Annotated in this window: 25 protein-coding genes and 1 pseudogene; 24 read left to right on the top strand and 2 right to left on the bottom strand. The window is 51.2% G+C overall.

Features of this window, described 5'->3' with window-relative positions; translation table 11 throughout:
* The first annotated feature begins 23 nt into the window (after positions 1 to 23).
* The 11 genes from ACULM0_RS07415 to ACULM0_RS07365 all read left to right on the top strand — a co-directional run bounded on the left by ACULM0_RS07415 (position 24) and on the right by ACULM0_RS07365 (position 8,948).
* Positions 24 to 1,505: a GGDEF domain-containing protein gene (locus ACULM0_RS07415; protein ID WP_463679787.1), complete on the top strand. Its 1,482-nt coding sequence runs from the start codon at positions 24 to 26 to the stop codon at positions 1,503 to 1,505.
* On the top strand, positions 1,495 to 2,202 hold the full coding sequence (locus tag ACULM0_RS07410; RefSeq protein WP_463679786.1) for a double zinc ribbon domain-containing protein: 708 nt from the start codon (positions 1,495 to 1,497) through the stop codon (positions 2,200 to 2,202). The genes ACULM0_RS07415 and ACULM0_RS07410 overlap by 11 nt, the downstream gene beginning before the upstream one ends.
* Positions 2,203 to 2,222: 20 nt before the next feature.
* Entirely contained in the window at positions 2,223 to 2,624 is a 402-nt protein-coding gene (locus ACULM0_RS07405) for a MerR family transcriptional regulator (RefSeq protein WP_463679785.1), read from the top strand.
* A 77-nt stretch (positions 2,625 to 2,701) separates the two neighbouring features.
* Positions 2,702 to 2,983 carry a flagellar biosynthesis anti-sigma factor FlgM gene (flgM, locus tag ACULM0_RS07400; protein ID WP_463679784.1) on the top strand — a complete coding sequence of 94 codons (282 nt, stop codon included), beginning with the start codon at positions 2,702 to 2,704 and terminating at the stop codon, positions 2,981 to 2,983.
* Positions 2,984 to 3,100: 117 nt separating this feature from the next.
* Positions 3,101 to 3,601, top strand: a complete 501-nt coding sequence (locus tag ACULM0_RS07395; RefSeq protein WP_463679783.1) for a flagellar protein FlgN — start codon at positions 3,101 to 3,103, stop codon at positions 3,599 to 3,601.
* A gap of 6 nt (positions 3,602 to 3,607) precedes the next feature.
* Positions 3,608 to 5,260: a flagellar hook-associated protein FlgK gene (flgK, locus tag ACULM0_RS07390; protein ID WP_463679782.1), complete on the top strand. Its 1,653-nt coding sequence runs from the start codon at positions 3,608 to 3,610 to the stop codon at positions 5,258 to 5,260.
* A gap of 1 nt (position 5,261) precedes the next feature.
* Complete coding sequence (flgL, locus tag ACULM0_RS07385) at positions 5,262 to 6,899, top strand: flagellar hook-associated protein FlgL (protein WP_463679781.1); 1,638 nt, start codon at positions 5,262 to 5,264, stop codon at positions 6,897 to 6,899.
* Positions 6,900 to 6,919: 20 nt separating this feature from the next.
* Entirely contained in the window at positions 6,920 to 7,480 is a 561-nt protein-coding gene (locus tag ACULM0_RS07380; RefSeq protein WP_463679780.1) for a DUF6470 family protein, read from the top strand.
* An 18-nt stretch (positions 7,481 to 7,498) separates the two neighbouring features.
* Positions 7,499 to 7,930: a flagellar assembly protein FliW gene (fliW, locus tag ACULM0_RS07375; protein WP_463679779.1), complete on the top strand. Its 432-nt coding sequence runs from the start codon at positions 7,499 to 7,501 to the stop codon at positions 7,928 to 7,930.
* An 8-nt stretch (positions 7,931 to 7,938) separates the two neighbouring features.
* The gene (gene csrA / locus ACULM0_RS07370; RefSeq protein ID WP_463679778.1) at positions 7,939 to 8,166 is read left to right on the top strand and encodes a carbon storage regulator CsrA; all 228 of its coding nucleotides are present in this window, start codon (positions 7,939 to 7,941) and stop codon (positions 8,164 to 8,166) included.
* 137 nt (positions 8,167 to 8,303) lie between these two features.
* The gene (locus tag ACULM0_RS07365) at positions 8,304 to 8,948 is read left to right on the top strand and encodes a flagellin N-terminal helical domain-containing protein (protein WP_463679777.1); all 645 of its coding nucleotides are present in this window, start codon (positions 8,304 to 8,306) and stop codon (positions 8,946 to 8,948) included.
* A gap of 229 nt (positions 8,949 to 9,177) precedes the next feature.
* On the opposite strand, the pseudogene ACULM0_RS07360 reads toward ACULM0_RS07365, so the two are convergent.
* Together ACULM0_RS07360 and ACULM0_RS07355 are read right to left on the bottom strand one after the other, a co-directional pair.
* A pseudogene (locus tag ACULM0_RS07360) lies at positions 9,178 to 10,038 on the bottom strand (IS3 family transposase); the annotation flags it as partial.
* A 26-nt stretch (positions 10,039 to 10,064) separates the two neighbouring features.
* Positions 10,065 to 10,337 carry a transposase gene (locus ACULM0_RS07355; RefSeq protein WP_463677602.1) on the bottom strand — a complete coding sequence of 91 codons (273 nt, stop codon included), beginning with the start codon at positions 10,335 to 10,337 and terminating at the stop codon, positions 10,065 to 10,067.
* Between ACULM0_RS07355 and ACULM0_RS07350 the strand changes: the two genes are divergently transcribed.
* The 13 genes from ACULM0_RS07350 (at position 10,331) to ACULM0_RS07290 (ending at position 21,904) form a co-directional block, all read left to right on the top strand.
* Positions 10,331 to 11,029 carry a flagellin gene (locus tag ACULM0_RS07350; RefSeq protein WP_463679776.1) on the top strand — a complete coding sequence of 233 codons (699 nt, stop codon included), beginning with the start codon at positions 10,331 to 10,333 and terminating at the stop codon, positions 11,027 to 11,029. The two genes, ACULM0_RS07355 and ACULM0_RS07350, sit on opposite strands and share 7 nt — an antisense overlap.
* Before the next feature lie 1,170 nt (positions 11,030 to 12,199).
* Complete coding sequence (locus tag ACULM0_RS07345) at positions 12,200 to 12,376, top strand: YjfB family protein (RefSeq protein WP_463679775.1); 177 nt, start codon at positions 12,200 to 12,202, stop codon at positions 12,374 to 12,376.
* A 236-nt stretch (positions 12,377 to 12,612) separates the two neighbouring features.
* Positions 12,613 to 12,843, top strand: coding sequence for a hypothetical protein (locus tag ACULM0_RS07340; protein WP_463679774.1), 231 nt, complete (start codon positions 12,613 to 12,615; stop codon positions 12,841 to 12,843).
* A gap of 33 nt (positions 12,844 to 12,876) precedes the next feature.
* Positions 12,877 to 13,446 (top strand): hypothetical protein, encoded by a 570-nt coding sequence (locus tag ACULM0_RS07335; protein WP_463679773.1) that lies wholly within the window; start codon positions 12,877 to 12,879, stop codon positions 13,444 to 13,446.
* A gap of 134 nt (positions 13,447 to 13,580) precedes the next feature.
* The gene (locus ACULM0_RS07330; RefSeq protein WP_463679772.1) at positions 13,581 to 13,955 is read left to right on the top strand and encodes a flagellar protein FlaG; all 375 of its coding nucleotides are present in this window, start codon (positions 13,581 to 13,583) and stop codon (positions 13,953 to 13,955) included.
* A gap of 34 nt (positions 13,956 to 13,989) precedes the next feature.
* Entirely contained in the window at positions 13,990 to 15,921 is a 1,932-nt protein-coding gene (fliD, locus tag ACULM0_RS07325; RefSeq protein WP_463679771.1) for a flagellar filament capping protein FliD, read from the top strand.
* 4 nt (positions 15,922 to 15,925) lie between these two features.
* Positions 15,926 to 16,318, top strand: coding sequence for a hypothetical protein (locus ACULM0_RS07320; RefSeq protein ID WP_463679770.1), 393 nt, complete (start codon positions 15,926 to 15,928; stop codon positions 16,316 to 16,318).
* Positions 16,319 to 16,340: 22 nt separating this feature from the next.
* Positions 16,341 to 16,802 (top strand): flagellar export chaperone FliS, encoded by a 462-nt coding sequence (gene fliS / locus ACULM0_RS07315; RefSeq protein ID WP_463679769.1) that lies wholly within the window; start codon positions 16,341 to 16,343, stop codon positions 16,800 to 16,802.
* Positions 16,803 to 16,865: 63 nt separating this feature from the next.
* A complete protein-coding gene (locus ACULM0_RS07310) occupies positions 16,866 to 17,039 on the top strand; it encodes a YjfB family protein (protein ID WP_463679768.1) in 174 nt (57 codons plus the stop codon).
* 60 nt (positions 17,040 to 17,099) lie between these two features.
* Positions 17,100 to 17,516, top strand: coding sequence for a hypothetical protein (locus ACULM0_RS07305; protein ID WP_463679767.1), 417 nt, complete (start codon positions 17,100 to 17,102; stop codon positions 17,514 to 17,516).
* 120 nt (positions 17,517 to 17,636) lie between these two features.
* Complete coding sequence (gene hpf / locus ACULM0_RS07300) at positions 17,637 to 18,176, top strand: ribosome hibernation-promoting factor, HPF/YfiA family (protein ID WP_463679766.1); 540 nt, start codon at positions 17,637 to 17,639, stop codon at positions 18,174 to 18,176.
* Positions 18,177 to 18,369: 193 nt separating this feature from the next.
* On the top strand, positions 18,370 to 20,544 hold the full coding sequence (locus ACULM0_RS07295) for a methyl-accepting chemotaxis protein (protein ID WP_463679765.1): 2,175 nt from the start codon (positions 18,370 to 18,372) through the stop codon (positions 20,542 to 20,544).
* Between the two features lie 208 nt (positions 20,545 to 20,752).
* Entirely contained in the window at positions 20,753 to 21,904 is a 1,152-nt protein-coding gene (locus ACULM0_RS07290; protein WP_463679764.1) for an HD-GYP domain-containing protein, read from the top strand.

Raw genomic sequence — 21,904 nt, 5'->3', positions numbered from 1 at the left:
TCCTGAAAAAAAGGGTGATCCACGTGAAAGAGTACCGACAGATCAAATTCTACTTCATGGCCCTCATGACCCTCATTCTAGGGGGGATCATGGCGATGAACGCGGACCAACTGCAGCGTGCCACGCCGATCGTCGGCACAATGCTGCTCTTTTTGGTGCTCTTCGATCTGCACTTTTTCTTCCGTTATCCCGAGAAACCGAAAGAATGGTGGCGTTACCTCTTCTACGGTGTGAACCTCTTGGTGGGGACCCAGTTACTGTATCTGCTCAGCCATTTCGAGAACAATACCGTGGCCTACTTCCATTTCTTACTGATCATCCTGGCGGGATTCTATTATTCGCGGCGCGAGGGAATGGCCCTCGCCTTAAGCGCGGCGACGATCACAGGTATCCATGTCTTACAATGTGGTCATTTTGAAATCCTGACTACCTATTTCTTGATTTTACTGGGTGCGGTGATGCTGAATGGAATCCACGGTAATTTGAGAAGGCTGATCGAAAAGCACGACGAAACGCTTTCTGAGGTACGGACCCTCTATAAGATTTCGAATATCATCGATAGCTTCCCCAGCACCGAGGAGATCCTGAGCCGGATGGTCAAGGTGATTTCCGATGCGCTGGGCATCGAACAGGCATACATATTGCTCCTCACCGATGGGGAGGACGCCCTCGAAGTGGTGGCAAAGTACGGTAGGGACCTGACGGAGGAGACCTACTACGGACTCAAGAGCTCGCTCGCCGGATGGGTCTATGAGAACGAGGTCAAGGTCTTTGCGAACGATATCGCGTCGGACGATTTCGTTCAGCAAAAATTGCAGCATAGCTTCGGGCTGTCGGCCATCGCCGTGGTGCCGCTGATTTACCAGGGCTTTAAGTTCGGCGTCCTGATCACGGCATCGAAGAGACAGCACTTTTTCAAAAAACGCGACGATCGCTTCCTCGATGTGATCGCAAAACGCGTGTCCATGGTCCTCTACAACAACCACCTCTACCGGAACATGGAGATCTCGGCCAAGACCGACGCGCTGACGGGACTCTACAACCAGCGGACTTTCTACGAGATCATGGCGCATAAAATCAAGGAGACCAAAGACCAGGAGGGGAACCTCCACCTGGTGATCATGGATATTGATAAGTTCAAGTCTTTTAACGACCGGTTTGGTCATGTGCTGGGCGATGAGGTGCTCAAGGAGATCGGAAGGGCGATCAAGCGGACCATCCGGTCCCAGGATCACGGCTTCCGCTACGGGGGCGAGGAGTTTGCCCTCCTCTTCGAAGGACTGGATGATGAGCGGGTCAAGATGGTAACGGAACGCATCCAAGTGGCGATCCGCGAGATCAAGGACCGGATCCCGGTGCTCCGGGAAGCGGGGGAAGTGATCACCGTGAGCGTGGGGATCTCACGCTATCCCGAGGAGAAGGATAATTTGATCCACCTGGTGGAACATGCCGATGAGAAGATGTACGTGGCCAAGGAAGAGGGAGGAAACTGCATTGTCTGTTGATCTTTTACGCTATTTGCTATCGGAGAATGCGTCGTGCTATGCTTGCGGTAAGGAGCTGCCCACGCGTTCGAAGGCTTATCTCTGTCACGACTGTTCGGGTTCCTTGCCGCTGATCGAGGGCCCGGTCTGCACGCGGTGCGGGCGACCCGTGGAAAAAGGGGCCCTGTGTTCGGAGTGCATGCTGATGTCCTATCACTTTGAGGGCAACATCGCCTGTTTTACCTACGAAGAATTGGGAAAACAATTGATACGCACCTATAAATACGGGGGGCGGCCCCATTTGTGGCGCCCCTTTTCCGAGCTGATGATCGATCGGTGGTATAGTGAGGAGCGCAAGCGGGTGGACCGGGTGATCCCGGTGCCCATGCACTGGACGCGGTTCATCCGGCGTGGTTTCAACCAGACGCAGGCCCTGGCCAGACCCGTGGCCGATGCCCTGGGCGTGCCGGTGGACACCCACCTGCGACGCGTGGGGCGTACACCACCCCTGGAACAACTCGATGGATCGGGGCGAGCGGCGGCGCTCACAGGGGCCTTTAGCTACGATGGTGACCTGACCGGAGAGCGCGTCCTCCTGGTGGACGATGTGATGACCACGGGCACGACACTCAATGCCTGTGCCAATGTGCTGAAACGATGCGGGGCCGAAAGGGTGATCACCATGACCCTTGCCGTGCAGATGCAGGATGACGAGTAAACATAAAGGAGTGATCAGCTATGGCCAATCTCAAACACTGTAAGAAATGCAACCGACTCTTTTCTCCTTACCTCGACGAGGACTACTGCTCGCGGTGCAAGGTGGGTACCGAGGAGGAGTTCAAGATCGTCAGGAACTTTGTTTACGATCATCCGGAAGCCACGATCAAGGATGCGGCCGAGGGAACGGATGTGGCGGAGGAGTTGATCCTTCAGTTCATCCGCGAGGGCCGATTGATCTTGAAGGGAGACCACACGCTTCTTTCCTGCGAACGGTGCGGGGTCAAGATCGACACGGGCCGTTTCTGCCCGGATTGCACGCGCGAGCTGAGGAACGAACTGTCTTCTGCGGGCAAGAAGAAAGAGGAGCCCAAGAAAGCCGAGGTCAAGAAGCGAGACCAGATGCACATCAGGAAAAATTAACGAAAAACATTTAACATCCCCCGGGGACTGCCGATATTATGGATAGAAAATCGGCTAGGAACTGGGGGTGTTTCGTTATGAAGATTCAAAACAGCATAATGGTGAATAAGCTCGTGAAGAGCTACCAGAAGAACATGCACAAGACCGAAGAGACCAAGGCGGCACTGCCGTCGGACAAGATTGAGATCTCGAAGGAGGCCCGCGCTTACCAGGTGGCCATGCAGGGGATCAAGGAGATTCCCGATGTACGCCAGGACAAGGTAGAGGCCCTGAAGACACAGATCAAAGAGGGCACCTACCGACCGCCGGCGGAAGACATTGCCGCGAAGATCCTGGGCGAGCTGTCGAGCGACGAGTAAAGGACCTGCCGATTTTCCCTTACCCAAAGGGAAAGGTGATGCGTGTGAGCTAGCGGACATCCCGACGTGGTGTCCGTTTTTATTAGATAGGACCACTAGTAGAAGGAGACGATCGTGATGAGTCAACTTTCGACCAAACTGATCATGGCCATGGAAAAGCAGCTCGAGATCTATCACGAGGTGCTGGACATTGCGAAGAAGAAACGCCAGGTAATCATAGACAACGAGATCAAGACCCTGGAGCATTTGACGGTGAAGGAGCAGGGATTGTCGCTCTCGCTTCTGAAGCTGGAGGACATCCGCCAGAAGATCATTGATGCGCTCCTTCGGGAGAAGGGCATCGGCGAGGTGAAGGATCTGTCGGAGTTGATGTTGTACCTGGCCCCTCAGGAACAGCACCGGGCCGAGGGCCTGCGCAAGGAGCTCATGGGTCTTCTTGGAGAGCTCAAGAGCCACAACGATCTGAACGGACAGTTGATCCAGCAATCGCTTGAGTTTATCGACTTTAACATGAATATGATGAAGAGCTTCAAGACCCCGGATGCCGCCACCTACCGCAAGGACCTGGCGGAAGATCGGGAAGACGACGTCAGAAGTCTTTTCGATGCGAAAGTGTGATGTGAAATGGCTTCTTCTTTTTTAGGACTCGGAACCGCTTACTCGGGACTCACCGCCAACCAGCGGGCCCTGCAGGTGACCAGTCACAATATCGCCAACGCCAACACAGAGGGGTACTCTAGACAGCGCCTGGATATGTTCGCGGAGAAACCGGACAGCTTACCCGCTGGTTACGGCACCCTGGGTATGGGTGTGACCTTCGGTAGCGTCAAGCAGATCCGGGATGAGTTTTTGGATTACAAGTACCGTCAGGAGAATTCCAAGATGGCGGAGTGGGAGTCGCGGGAAGAGGTGCTCAAGATCATCGAGTCGGTGATCAACGAGCCATCGGATTCCGGGATGCGCGAGATCATGGACCAGTTTTTCGCGGCCACCCAGGAACTGTCCAAAAACCCAGAGAACCTGACGACCAGGACTCTGGTACGTCAGCGCGGGATCGCGCTGACCGCTGGTTTGAACAACATCAGCGAGGGACTCAAGCGGCTCCAGCGGGACATGAACTTCGAGTTCGAGAGTGCAGTGACAGAGCTCAACGGCTATGCGTCGCAGATCGCCAAGCTCAATGAGATCATCTACTCCACGGAGGTTAGCGGCGGCAAGGCCAACGATATCCGCGACCAGCGGAACGTGCTGGTGGACAAGATGAGTGCACTCGTGGACATCGACTACTATGAGGATGCCAAGGGTCGCTTCAATGTGCTCCTGAACGGAAATGCCATCGTGGCGCACACGCGGCACGATACCTTGGAGATCAAAGAACGGGACGATGTGAAGAATTACGATGACCCGAACTTTCTCGTGGACATCCAGTGGGCGAGCGGTGTGCCCTTTGACGCCACCAGCGGAAAGATTAGGGGCATCATGAATATGCGCGATAACATCGCGGGAGATTCAAAAGGCATTCCCTACTACGTGGACAAGATCAACGAGTTTACCGATGCGCTCATGCGGGATATGAACCAGGTCCACTACAATGGCTTTGGTCTGCAGGGTGAAACCAATGAGTATTTCTTCACCATCAAGGGGATGAACTCACAGGAGTTCGAGAACCACCTCTTGACCAAGGGCTTTGACAACGGTCCGGCCCTAGATGTGACGGATTCCGTGCTCCAGGGCACAGCGGGTCTGGAGGACCCGGAGCTTCGGGAGAAGATCCACGAGAATATGGAGAAACTGGTGGACAACAACCCCCAGTACGCCTTTAAGTCCGTCCAGTACATCGGTGGCAGTTACTATATGGTGGATAAGCTCCGCGCCAGCGATATCACGGTGAATCCGGATTTTGAGAATCTGAACCTGATAGCGGCAGCGAGCAGCCAGGACGGTGCTCCGGGCGATGGGTCCAATGCCTTGAAGCTGGCCAATGTGCGTCACGACAACTCGCTCTTCCAGTGGGGGAGCGCCGATGACTTCATCAAGTCCCTCGTGTCCAACCTGGGTGTGGATACCCAGGAGGCCGTACGGGTCAGAGAGAACCAAGAGGTGCTGATCGAAGCGGCCCAGTACCGCAGGGAATCGGTGTCGGGGGTGTCCCTCGATGAGGAGATGTCCAATATGGTACGCTACCAGCATGCTTACAACGCCAACGCCCGCATGGTCAATGTGGTGGACGAGATGCTGGATTTACTGGTGAATCGACTGGGAACGGTAGGTAGATAAGATGCGCGTGACCAATAATATGATGATCATGAACATGATGCGCAACGTCAACAGCAACCTGAATTTGATGGAGCGCTACCAGGAGCAGCTGGCCACGGGGAAGTCCGTGACCAAGCCCCACGAGGGACCGGTGGAGGTCTCCAAGGTGCTCCGCTATACGACGGAAAGAAACGAGCTGGAGCAGTACGCATCCAACGCCAACGATGCCCTGAGCTGGATCCAGTCTACGGAAGGCGCCATTAAAAGCGTTAATGATGTGCTCCAGAGAGCGAGAGAACTGACGGTCCAGGGGGCCAATGGTGCGCTGGCGACAGAGGATCGTCAAAAAATCGCTCAAGAACTTTCCCAATTAAAACAAGAGTTAATCGCGAATGCCAATGCCACCCACGCGGGGAAATTTCTTTTCTCCGGATACCAGACGGACAGGAAGCTGTTCAATGAGGATGGTACCTATAACATCGATGTGACCCAGGCCCAGGTGACCAGCGCCAATAAGACGGTTTTTGAACTGGGACGCGGAGAGAGCCTGGACGTGAGCACGAATGGGATCAATATCTTTGGCCACCTGCCGCTGGATACGATCACGGCCACAACGGTACCCACGGAGGCCGTAGCGGGAGTACCTGCTACGAAAGAAGCCCTCAAGGTCCAGCTGGATCTGACAGAGGATTACTCGGCAAACCCGGTGACGGTGACTTTTGATGGGACGCCTTATCAAGTGGATGCGGCACTGCTCGCTGAGCTGAAGGGGACAACAGAAGCCAATATCACGCCCGATTTGAAACAAGAGCTGAAGACGGAAATCGTCTCGGCCTTACGGTCGGCGAAAAACGGTACAGATTCACTAAACCAAGTGGCGGATGTGTATTTTAACGAGATGGATCAATTGGTGATCAAGTCGAGGACCTATGGTAATCTCGCGGGCGATATTACCTTTACCTCAACACCCGTACCGACAGCTACTGAGTTAGTGGAAGGCGCAGATACCACGGAGGCCCTGATCGCCGGGATGGAGAACCTTTTAGATACGGATATCTCCACGGCCGTCGCCGAGGGCGCCGGTGTGGAGAAAATCCTGATTAACCTAAACGGTGAGCAGCGGGAGATTATGGTGGATATGCAGGCGCTCCCATCGAACGATGTGGCGGGTTATGTAACTGCCATGCAAGCATCAGTGGATACAGCCTTCGGTACCGGTGTCATCACGGTGGGTGGATCCAATGCGAATCCGATGACCTTCACGACACTAGGGACGATCGAAGGCAAGACGCCGCGGTTATCCGTTCAGCCGATCAAAGCCTATGAGTCGGAACTCTTGACGGATTTCGATGATATGATCACGGCGCTCAACACCGGAGATGATGCCGGGATCCAGAATTTCCTCGGTAAGCTGGATGTGCAGATGGACAACCTGATGGCCATTTGGGGCGACGTGGGGGCACGGACCAACCGTCTGGAGCTGATCACGGAGCGGATCAACGAGACCCAGGTGAATATCACGAGTCTCTTATCCGATGCAGAGGATGTGGATATGGCAGAAGCCATTATGTATCTGAAGAATGCGGAGAATGTCTACAGAGCGTCGCTGTCCGCTGGTGCGCGGATCATCCAGCCGACCTTGATGGATTTCCTACGGTAGTAGAGTGAGGTGAGTCGTCGATGCGTATCACGATGCAGTCCCAACAGGCCCTGATTGGCATAGAGACGACCCCGGGCCGTCAGTCCATTCAGACAGAACAACAGGTGCTGGATATCCAAACGGAGAAGCCCCAACTGGAGATGGAGACGACCCATGCGAAAGTGACCATTGATCAGTCCCAGTCCTTTGCGGAGTCGGGACTCAAGTCGGTTTTTCAACTGATCCGGGAGAATGCCCAGATGGGTTACCAGCAGTATATGGCGGCCATGGCCCGCTATTCCAGCCAGGGTGATGAGATGGCCAACATCCAGAACAAGAATGTGGATGTGGTGGCGGAACAGGCCGATGACAATGCCTTCGGTCAGTTCTCGAAAGAATTCGGCATGGTGACCATGCCGCGGACACGCCCCCAGATCGATGTGATCCCCGGAGAAGTGCGGATCAACCTCAGGCGTGGGACGGTTCAGAACAAGACGGTGCAGAGTCGACCCCAGCATGACTACGAGCGGGGGAAGGTGGACCTATACCTCAGACAGCGCAACTCACTGCAGATCGATGTGGTTTATGATGAAGAAGTCTAGAGAAAAGGTGGCGTTCAGATGATCGTGAAGACAGAGTTATTTGGAGATTTTGAGTATCAAGAAGAAGAGGTGCTGACCTTTGTGGAAGGAATCTATGGGTTCGATGAGCTGAAGAAATATCTACTGATCACGAATCCGGAGGAAGAGCTCCCCTTTGACTTCCTGCAGAGTGTGGAGGACGAGGAACTCTATTTCATCGTGACCTCCCCCTATCTGTTCCTGGAGGACTATGATTTTGAGATCTCGGACACCTTGGTGAAAAAGCTTGAGATTGACCAGCCGGAGGATGTGATCGTCCTTTCCCTCACGACAATTCCAGAAAAGAGCGAGGAAACGACGATCAATCTCAAGGCGCCGATCATCGTGAACAAGGAAAGCAAGAAAGCCAAGCAGGTGATCTTGGTGGAAGACTATCCTTACAAGCACAAGCTGTTCAACCAGAAGGCGTAGGTGATCCGATGCTGATCTTAACGAGAAAAGAAGAAGAAAGCCTCATCATCGACGGCAAGATCGAAATCACGGTCATTAAATCGGAGGATGGCAAGGTTAAGCTGGGGATCACGGCTCCAAAGGAAATCGAGATCCACAGGAAAGAGATCTTTGAAAAGATCCAGGAGGAGAACAAAGAGGCGAAGGCAAAGAAAGATGCTTTCAAAAATCTCGAGAAAATTTTCAAAAAAGACTAAAGTTCTCCCACCACCCACCGATATTCTAAGTAGTTGACGGCTTTATGCATGCAGCGGCCGATGCACGCGTGAGACGACAACAACCATAAACGGCAAGGATGCCGAAAACACACAATCATTCAAGGAGGAATGAACAAATGAGAATTAACAATAACTTAATGGCAATGAACACCCATAGACAATTGGGTCTCAACCAAAATGCTGGTGCCAAGTCCATCGAAAAACTTTCTTCAGGTTTCCGAATTAACCGTGCTGGTGATGATGCTGCTGGTCTTTCTATCTCTGAAAAAATGAGAGGTCAGATTCGTGGTTTAAATCAAGCATCGAGAAATGCTCAAGATGGTATTTCACTCATTCAGACAGCAGAGGGTGCTTTAAATGAATCACATGCCATTCTTCAAAGAATGAGAGAATTAGGCGTTCAGTCTTCGAATGATACAATGACGATTGACGACAGAAGAGAGATTCAAAAGGAGATTAACCAACTGGTTGATGAAGTAGATAGAATCTCAACTGATACTGAGTTTAACACTAAAGAATTGCTTGATGGTTCTTTCAGTGCAACTAAGATTCACATTGGGGCTAATGAAGGACAGTCTATGGATCTTACCATTGCTGATATGCAGACGACTGCTCTTGGAAGTGCATCAGGAACTGGTCAAACATCATCAGCATCAATTGTCACAGATTTTTCTGGTGCATTAGATAGTACTTTGACACTAGATGGTACTGCCGGAACACCAACTGCAACTATGGACGTTACATTAGATCAATGGATCTAAGTCAAGTTTTTGGACAAGTTTTAAGCAAATCGCTGTTAAGGATGGATTCTCTCCTGAATTATTTATTCCACGTTCCACTTCGGCAGGGGCCCTATCCCCTCTGGACACCTGAGTCTATCAATCGGTAGCCCTATCAAACCTTGAAAGCATACCAGAGGGGATCCACCCTTACCGAAGGGGCTTTCGCGGCATAAACCTAGCTTGCACTATTCTACCCAAAAGTTTGCTACTAGTGACTCTTCAACATTTCATTGGGTGTTCGGTAATTAATGGACCCATGGATCCGTTGGTTGTTGTAGAATGCTTCAATATATTGGAAGAGGCTAATATGAGCCTGCTGGTACGTATCATACTTCTCATGGTGCACGAGTTCCTTTTTCAGAACAGCGTTAAAAGACTCTATGGACGCGTTATCGTATGGACAGCCCACAGCTGAGAAAGATTGCTGAAAGCCATATTTTTTAGCTAAAGCTCTATAGGCGTGAGCGGTGTACTGACTACCCCGATCTGAGTGTAGAATCGTACCTCGGTGAAACAGTCCCTTTTTAATCACTTTCTTGAGAGCATCACTCGTTAACCGAGCGTCCATTTTCTTTGAGAATGACCAACCGATGACAGCCTTTGAGTATACATCCATGATCACAGCGAGGTAGCACCACCCGTGTCTCGCGGTATGAATATATGTAATATCACTGACTAATTTTTCAAAAGGCGTCGAAGCCCTAAAATCTCTACCAATCAAATCTTTTAGAAGAGGGTCGTGATTCGCTTTTGAAGCGTGGTGCTTATACTTTTTCTTAGTAATCGAATGAATACCCAGTTCTCTCATCAAGCGTTGTACACGGTTGATGCCAACGGCTCCTTGCTCTTTCTTCGCACGCTTTTCATTGAGGCGCATTCTGATCTTGGGTGCTCCGTATCGTTTTTTGCTGTTCATCCAAATCCGTAGAATCTGCTCCCGCAGCTCCTGGTTCTCTCGATCTCGCTGGCTTGGGGTTCTCGATTCCTTTTCATAAAACGTTGACCGCTTAATACCGAGCAGGTCGCACGTCATTGATACTGAGCTACTGTGAAGCTTTACAACTTCGTGCGCGGTCTGATGGAGCTGCCCGGTCGTTACTTTTTTGACATGATTCTTAAAGCATCTTTGAGGATGGCATTTTCTTTTTCCATTTTAGCCATTTTTCTCTTCATCTCAGTCATATCGCGATTTGTTAAGGCTTGCCCATTATCTTGATGAACGACTTCAAACTCTTTCTTCCACCGATAGACTGCTCCGCGATAGATGCCGAACTCATTGGCTAACTCATCTGCAGATCGTCCACTTTTGTATAGGTCGACTATCATCTTTTTAAAATCATCATCATAGTGCTTTCGGTTGTTTGCCATTTCTATCATCTCCTAACTCATTCAAGTATATCGATACGCGATCATCTATTCAAATTAGGAGATGCCACTCTACCGCAGCTGTTTTAAATCGCTTAGAACGTGTCTATAAAACTAGTGTAACATCACAAGACTATGGAACTGTTGATGAAGTTGCAAATGCAATTAATAATCAGATTCAAGGTAATGCAGAGTATAAGAATTTGATTGAAGCCAAAGTTGTTGAAGGAAATAAAATTTCTCTTGTAAATAAAACTGCAGAAGTTATTACAACGGCTGACGGCGGTGGAACCGTAAGTGCAGCAGTTAGTTTGAAGCTTACAGTTGGCGCTATTGGAAATACGTTAACAAGTGTTAACTCACTTAAGGTAGCTAATGTAGATACTGCTACAACAGGTGGAGTTCTTACACAAGCTGAAGCAGATGCAGCGATTACAGTTTTTGATGATGCTATTAAGATGGTTTCTGCTGAGAGATCAAAACTTGGTTCATTCCAGAATCGTCTTGAGCACTCAATCAAAAATCTTGATACATCTGCTGAGAACCTCCAATCTTCTGAATCTAGAATTAGAGACGTAGATATGGCGAAAGAAATGATGGAGTTCACTAAGAACAATATTCTTCAGCAAGCTGCACAAGCTATGTTGGCTCAAGCGAACAACGCTCCCCAGGGAGTATTACAACTCTTACGTTAAGAGTAAAGTTGTTCAGGGTCCATTAGAGAGTAATCTCTAAATGATAATTGGGTGAATTGCTGGAACTTCCTTAAGCTCAGCTAATCACAACGCAGCTGGAAACGGCAAACGTGACGGTTTGAAAATAGCCTGAGATTGGATAATCAGCAGCCAAGCTCCTGTACCGAAAGGTTGGAGAAGGTTCAACGACTAGGATAGACCATCTAAGGTCATTGTGGTGACGTTACCATAGATTATGATGATGAAATCCGTAGGATCAGAGGTGGTCCGAAGTGCCCAACAACCGAAAAGGGGTAAGAGGTCAGCAATCAACGATTAGGAAAAGTACTCGAACCTCCTGACCAACTAACCCGGTTGAAGATATAGTCTGGCATATACTGAAAGGTATGTGATGGTCCGCAAGCAAACCAAGCACCTCAAGGCGTTCTCCAGTTACTCAGATAATTGGACGCAAATTGAAGCCATTAAGGAGTCCAGGGGATTTTTCTCCTGGCTCTTTTTTTACATATTGTGGAGATTTGTAATGGAGGATGATTATTTTGACACTTACCGTAGATTTTAGAAAAGAACTTGTTCACAGAATAGAAGAAAATGGTAATAAAGGTTTGTCTGATATGGATCTTATGGAGTTTTCAAAGGGTCTAATCCAGAAGTTAAAAAAGTCGAATTCAGTGAAACTGTATCGTTACATGCCTTTTAACTATAATAGTGTTCGATCCATTGAAACGGGTAGTATCTATCTTAGTGAAGTTGGAAAAATGAATGATGTGTTTGAAGGGTTAACATTGAGATCACGGGGTCTGTCCCTTTCGATCACGGGGTCTGTCCCTTTCTGTGAAAGAACTATTTCGCTCGGTTGCTAGAGGGCTTAGAATTCAATGGATTCAGCGATTGCCCGGAAATATTTCTTCACAAAAAGAACCTGTCCCCAATGAGGAAGAAATGAATAAGCTATGATATAATGGAAGTGGTTTGATCAGGCGTACTGATCAGATCAACTTGATTGGAAATCATCATGCTTGTAAGGGAATGGTTGCCGACAGAAATTAAAAGATGTTTTTTTTTGGAGGCTTCAATCGATAAGATAGAGGAAGACGTCACGACAAAGTGCTTTCCTGAGATTGAAAAACTCTACCTTAGGTTACTAGAGAATGATTGGATGTGATCTGAATGGATATTGCAGCACTTTCCATGGGACTGAGCCAAATGAAAATCGCCCAGGAAGTCAGTATCGGCGTTGTGAAAATCGCCATGGACACCGCGGAAGGTCAGATGACCGATTTGACCCGGATGATGGAACAGAGTGTCAATCCCTCAGTGGGAAGCAACATCGATCTCTCGTTGTAAAAAGTCGCGTATTGAAATAATTTGGGCGTTGACGCTTTTTTTGCGTGGATACGAAAAACCATTAAAGTTCATCGTGCGGTCGCCGATAATGTTGATGTCATTCGCATCAAGGATGATGCGTACGACCGCATGGATGCAGTCTCAACCTAGCAATCGATAGAATATTCTTTATAGAGAAAAGAACACCGGTCGTGTACTGTGTTCTTTTTGTGCATTTTTGACCCCTGGAGGTGATCATGGAACAGTCTAGAGAAGAACTGGAGTCATTACTAGCGAAAGTCAAAGAACGGATTGTTCGGCTCGAGGAAATCGAGACCAAGCTTTTTCATATGCGGGCCATCGCTAAGGCAGCCCTGGGTAGCGTGGACGAAGAGGAGCTACAGCGTCTCCAGTCTGAAATGAGCCGCCTGAGCCGCGAAATTCGAGTATTGGAGAGGAACTTGCCCGATGTGTATACACTGGCCTAATTGGGTAAACATAATATGATGGAGGTGTAACCTATGAAGATCAATCAGAACCCTTATACCAAGAACCCCAACCTGAATCCAGACACTGCCAATAGAAGTGACAAATCACAGGATATCAAGACACGTGAGCTGGGGATCCAGGACCAGTATAGCCCTGGGAACAAGCCCGTGGATGCCGGTAACTATAGCAAGCCGGACGTGAGTACCATTGAACGTTTGAAAGCAGAATCAGAAGCCCGTTTCCAAGGCCTGCGGGACATGGTGCGCGAGCTCCTCGAGCGCCAGGGTATGAATTTCCGTGATGTCGACGCCGGCGAAGTCGTCAAAGTCGACGAAGAAACCCGTATGGCCGCCCAGGAAGCCATCTCGGAAGACGGAGAATTCGGTGTGGCAGCTGTCAGCGACCGGATCGTGGAATTCGCCAAGGCCATTTCCGGTGGCGATAAGAGCAAATTCGATAAGCTCGTGGGCGCCATTGAAGAAGGATTTGAGGCCGCTAAAGAAGCCCTCGGAGGAGAGCTTCCCGAGATCTCCCAACAGACCTATGATGCCGTGATGGAAAAGCTCGAAGCATGGAGAGACGAAGAAGCGTCCGCGGAGTAAAACCCCGGACGTCTTTTCTTCTGCAATTTTTCGAAATATTTATCCGAACGACCCTTGAGACCTTAAGATTACCCCCGGTGTGCCGATAATAACAGTAACGGAAAAACCCTACCAAGGATGGAGGTCGTGACGATATGGATATCGGAAGTTTAAAAAGTGGGTTTGATCACGCACAAATGCCGGGTGTATCCCAAGGTGCTGAGGCGAAACCAGTGGAGAGAACCGTCTCCGAGACCGTCGATAAGATCCACCGCGAGGAACAGCGCGAAGCCGAGATGGTCATCACAGATGATATGCTGAACAAGAGCATCGAACAGGCTAACAAGTCCCTCGAAACCTACGATCGACGTATCGAACGGACCGTACACGAGAAAACACACACCGTGATGTACCAGATCAAGGACATCAAGACGGATGAAGTGATTCGTGAGTTTCCCCCAAAGAAGATCCAGGATATGATCGCCAAGATGTGGGAACTGGCCGGGCTCTTTGTAGACGAGAAGGCGTAAACCTTGGAACCAATAGAAAAAGTGGTGATAAATCATGAGTGATACGATGAGAATAACCGGGATTATGTCCGGCATGGATACAGAAACCATGATCAAGGACCTGATGAAAGCCGAGAGCCTCAAGATGGACGCTCTCGAACAACAGAAGAAACTGGCCGAGTGGGAGAAAGAATCTTACCAGGACATCTCCAAGATGCTCCGGGAGTTCCGCGATACCTACATGGATATCCTGACCCCTGCGACCAATTTCAGGAGCCCCAGCATGTTTGCTAATTTCTCCTCCAGCGTAATGGCCGGTGGAGCTGAAACTAGTGCCGTGAGCGTAACGGGTAGTGCGACGGCTACAGACCTGACGCATACCATCAGCGAAATCAGCCAGCTTGCAACTGCAGACAAATATGCCAGCATTAGTCCTGTGAAAAGCACCATTGATGGCGATGCGATCGATCTCTCTGCGATCAATGATAGCATCAACGCCGGTAACGATACCTTCAGCTTTAGTTTTGATGGCGTGACCAAGGCAATACAACTGGACAATGGAGCAGATGCAGCAGTTTACGCAGACGAAGGCGCTCTTTTGTTAGACTTGCAAGACAAACTAGACGCTGCTTTCGGAAGTGACAAAATCACAGCATCTTTCGAAGGTACGAGTCTCAAGTTCTCCTCTCCAGAGAGCGGACACCAGATGCAAGTATTCAGCTCTGATGCTAATATCTTAGGAAATCTAGGTTTTGAAACCGGAGATGCCAGTTTTGTAAAGACTTCAGAAACGTTGGAAAGTGCTTTTGGCATCGCAGCTGGACCTGTGGCGGTGGAGATTAATGGTGTCACGGATTTTGGCATCGAGAGCACCGACACCGTGAAAGAAATGATGGACAAGATCAACAACTCCGATGCCGGGGTGACCATCAGTTACTCTTCCCTATCAGGGAAATTTGAATTAACTGCTAATGATACCGGTGCAATCAACAAAATCGGTTTTGGTGGCAGCAATACGTTTCTTAATGACAATCTCAAGATCAATACATCTGCAGTCGACACTCCAAATGACGGGTATAACCTAGATGATGGATACGAGGCGGCAACGGACGCCCAGTTCACCCTCGACGGTGTCACCACCTCGAGAAGCTCCAACAACTTTACAATCGACGGACTGACCTATACGCTGAACAGCACCCATGATGTCGCTGATGGGCCTATCGATATCTCGCTCTCCCGCAACACGGAAGAGCTAAAGGAAAATATCGGTGGTTTCGTGGAGAAATTCAATGAAATCATCAAAACCGTCAACGAAAGCCTGAATGAAAAGCGCAATTATGATTTTAAACCTTTAACGGACGAACAGAGAGAATCCATGAGCGAGGACGATATCGAGCTCTGGAACGAAAAGGCCAAGAGTGGGATTCTGCGCGGTTCGAATGAGCTGCAGACCTTCGCCAACAACCTCCGCCGCCTTGTCTACGAACCCGTGGAAGGCGTCGATATCACCCTGAGGGATATCGGGATTACCACGAGCACCAACTACAAAGACAACGGTAAACTGGTGGTCGACGAAGCCAAGCTCGAGTCGGCCCTACAGAATAATTTCGACAAGGTTGTTGACCTCTTCACCAAGACCAGCGAGATCGGTTACGAAGACACGGCCAACCGCTCGCAGCGGTACAATGAGTCCGGCTTCTCCAACCGCCTCTACGATCTCGTTCAGGACAATGTCCGCAATACGCGCGACGCCAACGGCAAGCGTGGGGTTCTCATCGAAAAGGCCGGTTTCGAGGGCGAGCTCTCCGATCTGCAGAATACCATCCAGACCCGTATCGGCGGCTTCGACGACCGGATTTCCGATATGCTGGACTACCTCAACAGCCGTGAAGAGTACTACTACCAGATGTTCGCGCGCATGGAAAGTGCGCTCGCCGAGATGGACAGTCAGGGGCAGTGGCTACAGAGCCAGTTAGGAGGCATGTAAGACCGTGAGTCTAGAGAAACGGATGACGATTCTCAATGACATGCTAAAGGCAACCAAACTGATCAAGACCGCCATACAGGAGAAGGATGTTCACCTCCTGGAGACCACGCTCGATCAGAAAGAGCACCTGATCCAGCTCTTCGATAACCTGCGCAATCTGACGGATGCCGAGCGGCACAGCGCGGCCTTCGAAGACTACATGCAACTGATCAAGAAAATCCAAACAATCGACAAAGACAATCGCAAGGCACTCCTAAAGGTCAAGGGAGAATTCGCCGATAAAGCAGATGAACAGAAGAAAAAGCGCGGCGACCTGAGGGCCAAGAGCGGTAAGGTGAAGCAGTACAACCCTTATATCTCCAACGCCAGCGGTTACCGATTCGATGAGAAGAAATGATCACAATAAAGGAGAGACCCCTATGGCGATGCTAAACCCCTATAACTACCAGCGGCCGCAGAAGCCCATCAACCTGAAGCGTCCCGCACCCGCGGCCAAACCCGTGGGTGGCAAGCAGCAGAACGGTCAGGGTAAGGCCGATCCCTACTTAGAACAGCGGGTCATGGGAGCCAAACCCGAAGAGCTGACGCTCATGCTCTACGAAGGCGCCATCAAGTTTTTAAAGCAAGCCCAGATCTTCTTAGGCGACAAGAAGCTCGACAAGGTGAACAACAGCATCCAGCGGGCCGAGGACATTATCGTGGAGCTCCGTGCCACGCTCAACATGGACATCGCGCTTTCCGAAAATCTGGATAGCCTCTACGAGTACATGCTCAGCCGTCTGATGGACGCCAACCTCGACAAGGATCACGAGATCTTGGAAGAGGTCATCGGTCTGGTCACAGAACTCAAGGATACCTGGAAAGAGGCCATGGCTCTTTGACTTGATTTGATCGCCAGTTGTCGGGTATAATGGGAAGACGAACAGAAAGGATGGTTCGATACCATGAGAATATCCGAAGGCATTGCTCAGAACATCTACAGTCTGAGACAAGCCATTGGTGTCGCCAACATGCAGAAAGCCATGAACCAAGACCAGCAGGCCATCGATAGCCTCGTCAAGGGCATGGAACAAAGCGTGACACCGACCAAAGGCGCGCATATTGATATCAAGCTCTAGAACCCGGCATACCTGGGTTCTTTTTTTAAAAGTGTCAAAACGGATCGGAGGTTGAACAGGATGATCGACAGGCTCAGACAGACCACGGAAGAAAAACGCACGCTTCTCGAGGAGCTCCGCATGCTCCTCCTCTTGCAAAAACGAACCATCCAGAACAAAGAGATCGACGAGCTCAGAAAGACCGAACTCGACATCATCGCGATGAAAAGTGATCTGGTCAAATGCGATACCCGGTTCCTCGCCGATTACCAGCACTTTAGAAGTGACGTGCTCGGACGGGGTAACTTCACCGAAGAGGAAAAAATCCAGGTGAGCACCCTCCAGCAGCTCATCAGCCACTGCATGGACCTTGAGCTCGAGGTGGAAAGCTTGGAAGATGAAAATCGCGCGCTTCGTCAAGAATCCCCGGAAATCGCAAAAAAACTCTACCAACGGCGCATGGCTGGGAAGGTAAAACAGCGATACGGAAAAAGATGACTGTTTCGTTCCTTTTCCCTAGGGTATTTAACCAATACACCAAAAGAGAAAGGGAGGTATGCTCGCTACAATTTAAATAAAAAGTGCAGACACCTTTTAAATTGGAAGGAGCTGAAGTGAATGAAAATCATCGCAACAGGACGGAACGTCAGAACCATTCAGCCACTGCAAGAGCAAGTGGAAAGCAAGCTGGAGAAGTACGAAAAGTACTTTAACACCAACATCGAGGTACATGCCACCTTTACCGAGGAGAAGAACCGAAGCGTGGTGGAAATCACCATTCCGCTGAAGAACGATGTCATCTTCCGGGCCGAGGAGACAACCGATGATATGTTCCAGTCCATCGACAATGTCGTCGACAAGCTGGCCAAGCAGATCAGGCGACATAAGACAAAGCTCGAGAAGCGCTATAAGGCACATGACTCCATCAAGTTCGAACAGATTCCAGCGTTCGAATCACCAGAAGTAGCAGAAGAAGAAAAGCGCATCGTGAAGAGCAAAAGATTCGCGGTGAAACCCATGGATCCCGAAGAGGCGGTCCTGCAGATGGAAATGCTCGGACACGACTTTTTCGTCTTCCTCAATGGCGTGACCGAAGAGGTTAACGTGGTTTACATGAGAAAAGACGGAAACTACGGACTGATCGAGCCCTACCTATAAACCCATTGAAAATGATACGCCCGGACCGAAAGGTCCGGGCGTTTTCTGCGTGAGGAGCCCCTAAAAGATGGCTTTACAAAAAGGTTTGTAAAAATTTTAACAAAATAGGGTGAACTTCTTGATAATGACTTGCGTTGTGATAGAATTAATGGGTAATAACACATTTTTATACAGTTGTTAAGGAGGAGTCGTCGTGATCAAACGCAGTCTCAGAGCCAAGATGATGCTGGCCATCGGTCTCTTGACCCTGATCATCGTTGCAGGACTTTCCCTGGTGAGCTACAACGAAGCCGGGAAAGCCATTGAAGCAGAAGTCGAAACATCGATTCAAACGACAGTACATCTCGTAGAAGATGAGGTGGCCTTGCGCCAGAAGGCCATCGCTGACCAGATTGACTTCATCACGGGCATCGATTACGTAGAGGAGTTCTCGGAGTGGCGAGACCAACGGTTTGTGGTCACAGAGCTCATGGAAACCTACAAGGACCAGAACCAAGAGCTCGTGGACAGTGTGTTCATCATCGGTTCGGAGGGTAAGATCATCGCCGACGCCTCTGGCGGGAACCTCGAGGGTACGGACCTTTCCGATCGCGGTTACTTCCAGAAGGCCCTCGTGGGTGACGCTTCCTGGAGCGAGGTCATCGTATCCAGGGAGACCGGTAAAGCTGTCATCGTTTACGCCAGCCCCATCACCATCACCAACGGTCGCGCCGATGCGATCTTAGCCACTTCCATGGATTTTGGCTTCGTCACGGATACACTGTCCGAGGTCAAGGTGGGCGAGCTGGGCTATGCCTTTCTACTCGACCGACAAGGCATCCTCCTCTACCACCCGAACGCGGATTACATCGGACAACCCCTGAGCGCCTTCGGGGTTCCCGAGCTCGATGCCGCTCTTCCAGAGATGATGGCCCTCCAGTCCGACCGGCTGGAGTACACCTACAATGGAGACGACAAGCTCAATATCTACAGCCCCTTGGCCGACCAATGGATCTTGAACATCAACGCCGTGAAAGCTGACTACCTTTCACCCGTTGCAACCCTGGGGAGGAAGCTGATGGTCGTGGGGATCGGCGCCTTTCTCTTCGGCATGCTGTTCGTCCTGGTCTTCACCTCTTGGTTGGGCAAGAAAATCAGCAAGATGAAAGAAGCCATGTCCGTAGCCGCCACGGGTGACCTGACGGTCAACGCCGAGACCGGCGAGCTCAAGCGCTGCTGGGAGGTCATGGGCTGCGATGAAAAGGATTGCGTCGCCTACGAGAACGAAGACCTCCGCTGCTGGCAGATGGAAGGGACCCTCTGCGAGGGTGAAGTCCAGGGCACCATGGGCGAGAAGATGGACAAGTGCCTCGTCTGCGCCACCTACAAGGCTACAGAGGGCGACGAGATCGGACAAATGGGTCGCTCGCTGAGCAACATGCTGGCCGAGTTCCGCACGACCCTCGGCACCATCCGAGATGCTTCCATGGAATTGTCCTCCTCCTCGCAAGAGATGGCCACCTCCTCTGAAGAGAGTGGTGCCTCCGCCGACGAGGTCGCTAAGAACATCGAGGAGATCACGGCCTCCACGGACACCCAACGGGGTCACGCCGACGCCATGAAGGACAAGATGAACGGGCTGCGGACCGAACTCACCGACAGCGCCGAGAAAACCCGCGCCATGCAAAAGGGAGCCGTCCGGGTGACCGAGGCTGCGGAAAAAGGACAGGCCGTCCTCACCACCACCAAGGACAAGATCCTGTCCATCAAGGAATCCTCCGAAGAGACCACCTCGGTGATCGGCCGTCTCGAGGAGCGATCCGGCGAAATTGGCAACATCAACGAGGTCATCTCCAACATTTCCGAACAGACCAACCTCCTCGCCCTCAACGCCGCCATCGAGGCCGCCCGCGCAGGCGAACAGGGACGGGGCTTTGCCGTCGTCGCCGAGGAGATCCGCAAGCTGGCGACCCAGTCCCAGCAGAGCGCCGAGAACATCAACCACCTCATCGTCCAGATTCAGAAAGAGATCACCGTGGCAGGTGGCATCATCGAGGAAGAGAACGAGAAGGTGGACCAGGGGATCAACGCCTTCGCCGACGTGGAGCACAGCTTCTCCGAAATCATCGAGGGGATCCGCACCATGGGCGAGTGGATCCTGGATGTGGTCCGTGCCATCGACACCACCGATCAGCTCGGTGGCGAAGTGGCCACCTCCGTCTCCGAAATCGTGGAGATCATCCGCGAGACGGCGGAGAAGGCCGAGAGCGTAGCGGCCGCTAGCGAAGAGCAGAGCGCCGTCAGTGAAGAGATCGCCAGCTCGGCCACCCAACTGGCCCACATGAGCGAAGATCTCATGGGCGAGATCACACGCTTCAAGGTCAGCTGACCGGACAATCGAGAGTGGAGGTTCCGCACACTGGAGCCTCCATTTTCTTATGTATTTCAGAAGAATAGGCCCCGGTTCTCACCCCGGTGGAATTTTCTGCCTACCGTCATCAAAGTGTAAGTGGCGAAATTTGTCGAAATGTTTTGCCCGTTTCACATACTTTGCTATAATGAAGAGGACATCAAGCGTAATGACGACAGGAGATCAAATGGAAAAACGACTGAAGGTGAGAAACAAGTATCTAATGGGGATCCTGAGTTTCTTCGGGGTCTGCGTGAGTGCGCTCGCTCTCTATGGAGAACCGAGCCTCCTCTTGCGTACACTCTTTCTCGCCACCGCGTTTCTCTTTTTCGACCGCATACGTATCACGGCCCACCAGAACACCTTTGATGCCTCGCCGGTACTGGGTGTTCTCGGTATGCTGACCCTCGGGGGTCCCGCTGTCTTCATTGCCAGATTGGCATCGGGTATGACCAACCCTGGGATCCTACCGATCGAGCGGAGCATCGGCTACCTCATCGGAGGCCTTCTCGCAGCGCGGCTGACTTCGCTCGGTACTTTTTTAGCGTGGCTCTCCGTGGCCATCGTGTTCATCGCCATGGAGCATTACTTGCGACCCGACCAGCACCGCTACGTCCGCTGGAGTCAACTGATCATCGGTTTTTTCTTCGCCTTCTTGTTCTTCACCTTCGGACGCACCGCCCTCTACCTATCGGTCGTCCCGGCCGCCCTGGGTGTGGTGCTCGTGGGCAAGATCTTCGATCTGGAGGCCTCCTACCTCGCCGCCATCGAGGCCCTGACCAAGGCCATGGATGCCAAGGACACCTACACCGCTGGCCACGCCCGGCGCGTGGCCCAGTACGCCGTGATCCTGGCCGAGGACATCGGGCTCAAGCCCGTGGCCGTCGAACGGACAAGGCGTGCTGCGCTCCTCCACGATATCGGGAAGATCGGCATCGATGACCGGACCCTTGGCAAGACCGGTATGCTCACCCCCGATGAAATGTACAAGATCAAAAGGCACCCGGACATCGGGGCAGACATCCTGGGGAGCGCTCCCTTTCTCAGGGACATCGGACGGATCGTCCGCTACCATCACGAGCGACACGACGGGAACGGTTACCCCGAAAGTTTGGTGGGCGGAGAAATCCCCATTGAGTCCGCAATCATCGCCGTGGCCGATGCCTTTGATGCCATGACCTCCAATAGAGCCTATCGAAAGGCCCTGACCCGGGAACGGGCCATCGCCATCATCCTGGGTGAATCCGGAGATCAATTTCACCCCATGGTGGTGGATGCCTTCCACCGCCGTTTCGTGAACGATCGCGTCGACCTAACCATTGTACCCGAAGAGAGGTGA

Source organism: Halotolerantifilum yawarlongkerapense (genome assembly GCF_054506745.1).
The sequence above is the reverse complement of the archived record's forward strand: the minus strand, read 5'-3'. Positions and strand labels throughout refer to the sequence as shown.

Coding starts and splice junctions, on each gene's coding strand:
- ACULM0_RS07345 (WP_463679775.1), top strand. CDS start 12,200: ATGGATATTGCAGCACTTTCCATGGGACTGAGCCAAATGAAAATCGCC.
- fliD (WP_463679771.1), top strand. CDS start 13,990: ATGAGTGATACGATGAGAATAACCGGGATTATGTCCGGCATGGATACA.
- flgK (WP_463679782.1), top strand. CDS start 3,608: ATGGCTTCTTCTTTTTTAGGACTCGGAACCGCTTACTCGGGACTCACC.
- ACULM0_RS07380 (WP_463679780.1), top strand. CDS start 6,920: ATGCGTATCACGATGCAGTCCCAACAGGCCCTGATTGGCATAGAGACG.
- flgL (WP_463679781.1), top strand. CDS start 5,262: ATGCGCGTGACCAATAATATGATGATCATGAACATGATGCGCAACGTC.
- ACULM0_RS07395 (WP_463679783.1), top strand. CDS start 3,101: ATGAGTCAACTTTCGACCAAACTGATCATGGCCATGGAAAAGCAGCTC.
- ACULM0_RS07405 (WP_463679785.1), top strand. CDS start 2,223: ATGGCCAATCTCAAACACTGTAAGAAATGCAACCGACTCTTTTCTCCT.
- ACULM0_RS07305 (WP_463679767.1), top strand. CDS start 17,100: ATGATCGACAGGCTCAGACAGACCACGGAAGAAAAACGCACGCTTCTC.
- ACULM0_RS07330 (WP_463679772.1), top strand. CDS start 13,581: ATGGATATCGGAAGTTTAAAAAGTGGGTTTGATCACGCACAAATGCCG.
- csrA (WP_463679778.1), top strand. CDS start 7,939: ATGCTGATCTTAACGAGAAAAGAAGAAGAAAGCCTCATCATCGACGGC.
- ACULM0_RS07340 (WP_463679774.1), top strand. CDS start 12,613: ATGGAACAGTCTAGAGAAGAACTGGAGTCATTACTAGCGAAAGTCAAA.
- hpf (WP_463679766.1), top strand. CDS start 17,637: ATGAAAATCATCGCAACAGGACGGAACGTCAGAACCATTCAGCCACTG.
- ACULM0_RS07365 (WP_463679777.1), top strand. CDS start 8,304: ATGAGAATTAACAATAACTTAATGGCAATGAACACCCATAGACAATTG.
- fliW (WP_463679779.1), top strand. CDS start 7,499: ATGATCGTGAAGACAGAGTTATTTGGAGATTTTGAGTATCAAGAAGAA.
- ACULM0_RS07290 (WP_463679764.1), top strand. CDS start 20,753: ATGGAAAAACGACTGAAGGTGAGAAACAAGTATCTAATGGGGATCCTG.
- ACULM0_RS07310 (WP_463679768.1), top strand. CDS start 16,866: ATGAGAATATCCGAAGGCATTGCTCAGAACATCTACAGTCTGAGACAA.
- flgM (WP_463679784.1), top strand. CDS start 2,702: ATGAAGATTCAAAACAGCATAATGGTGAATAAGCTCGTGAAGAGCTAC.
- fliS (WP_463679769.1), top strand. CDS start 16,341: ATGGCGATGCTAAACCCCTATAACTACCAGCGGCCGCAGAAGCCCATC.
- ACULM0_RS07335 (WP_463679773.1), top strand. CDS start 12,877: ATGAAGATCAATCAGAACCCTTATACCAAGAACCCCAACCTGAATCCA.
- ACULM0_RS07355 (WP_463677602.1), bottom strand. CDS start 10,337: ATGGCAAACAACCGAAAGCACTATGATGATGATTTTAAAAAGATGATA.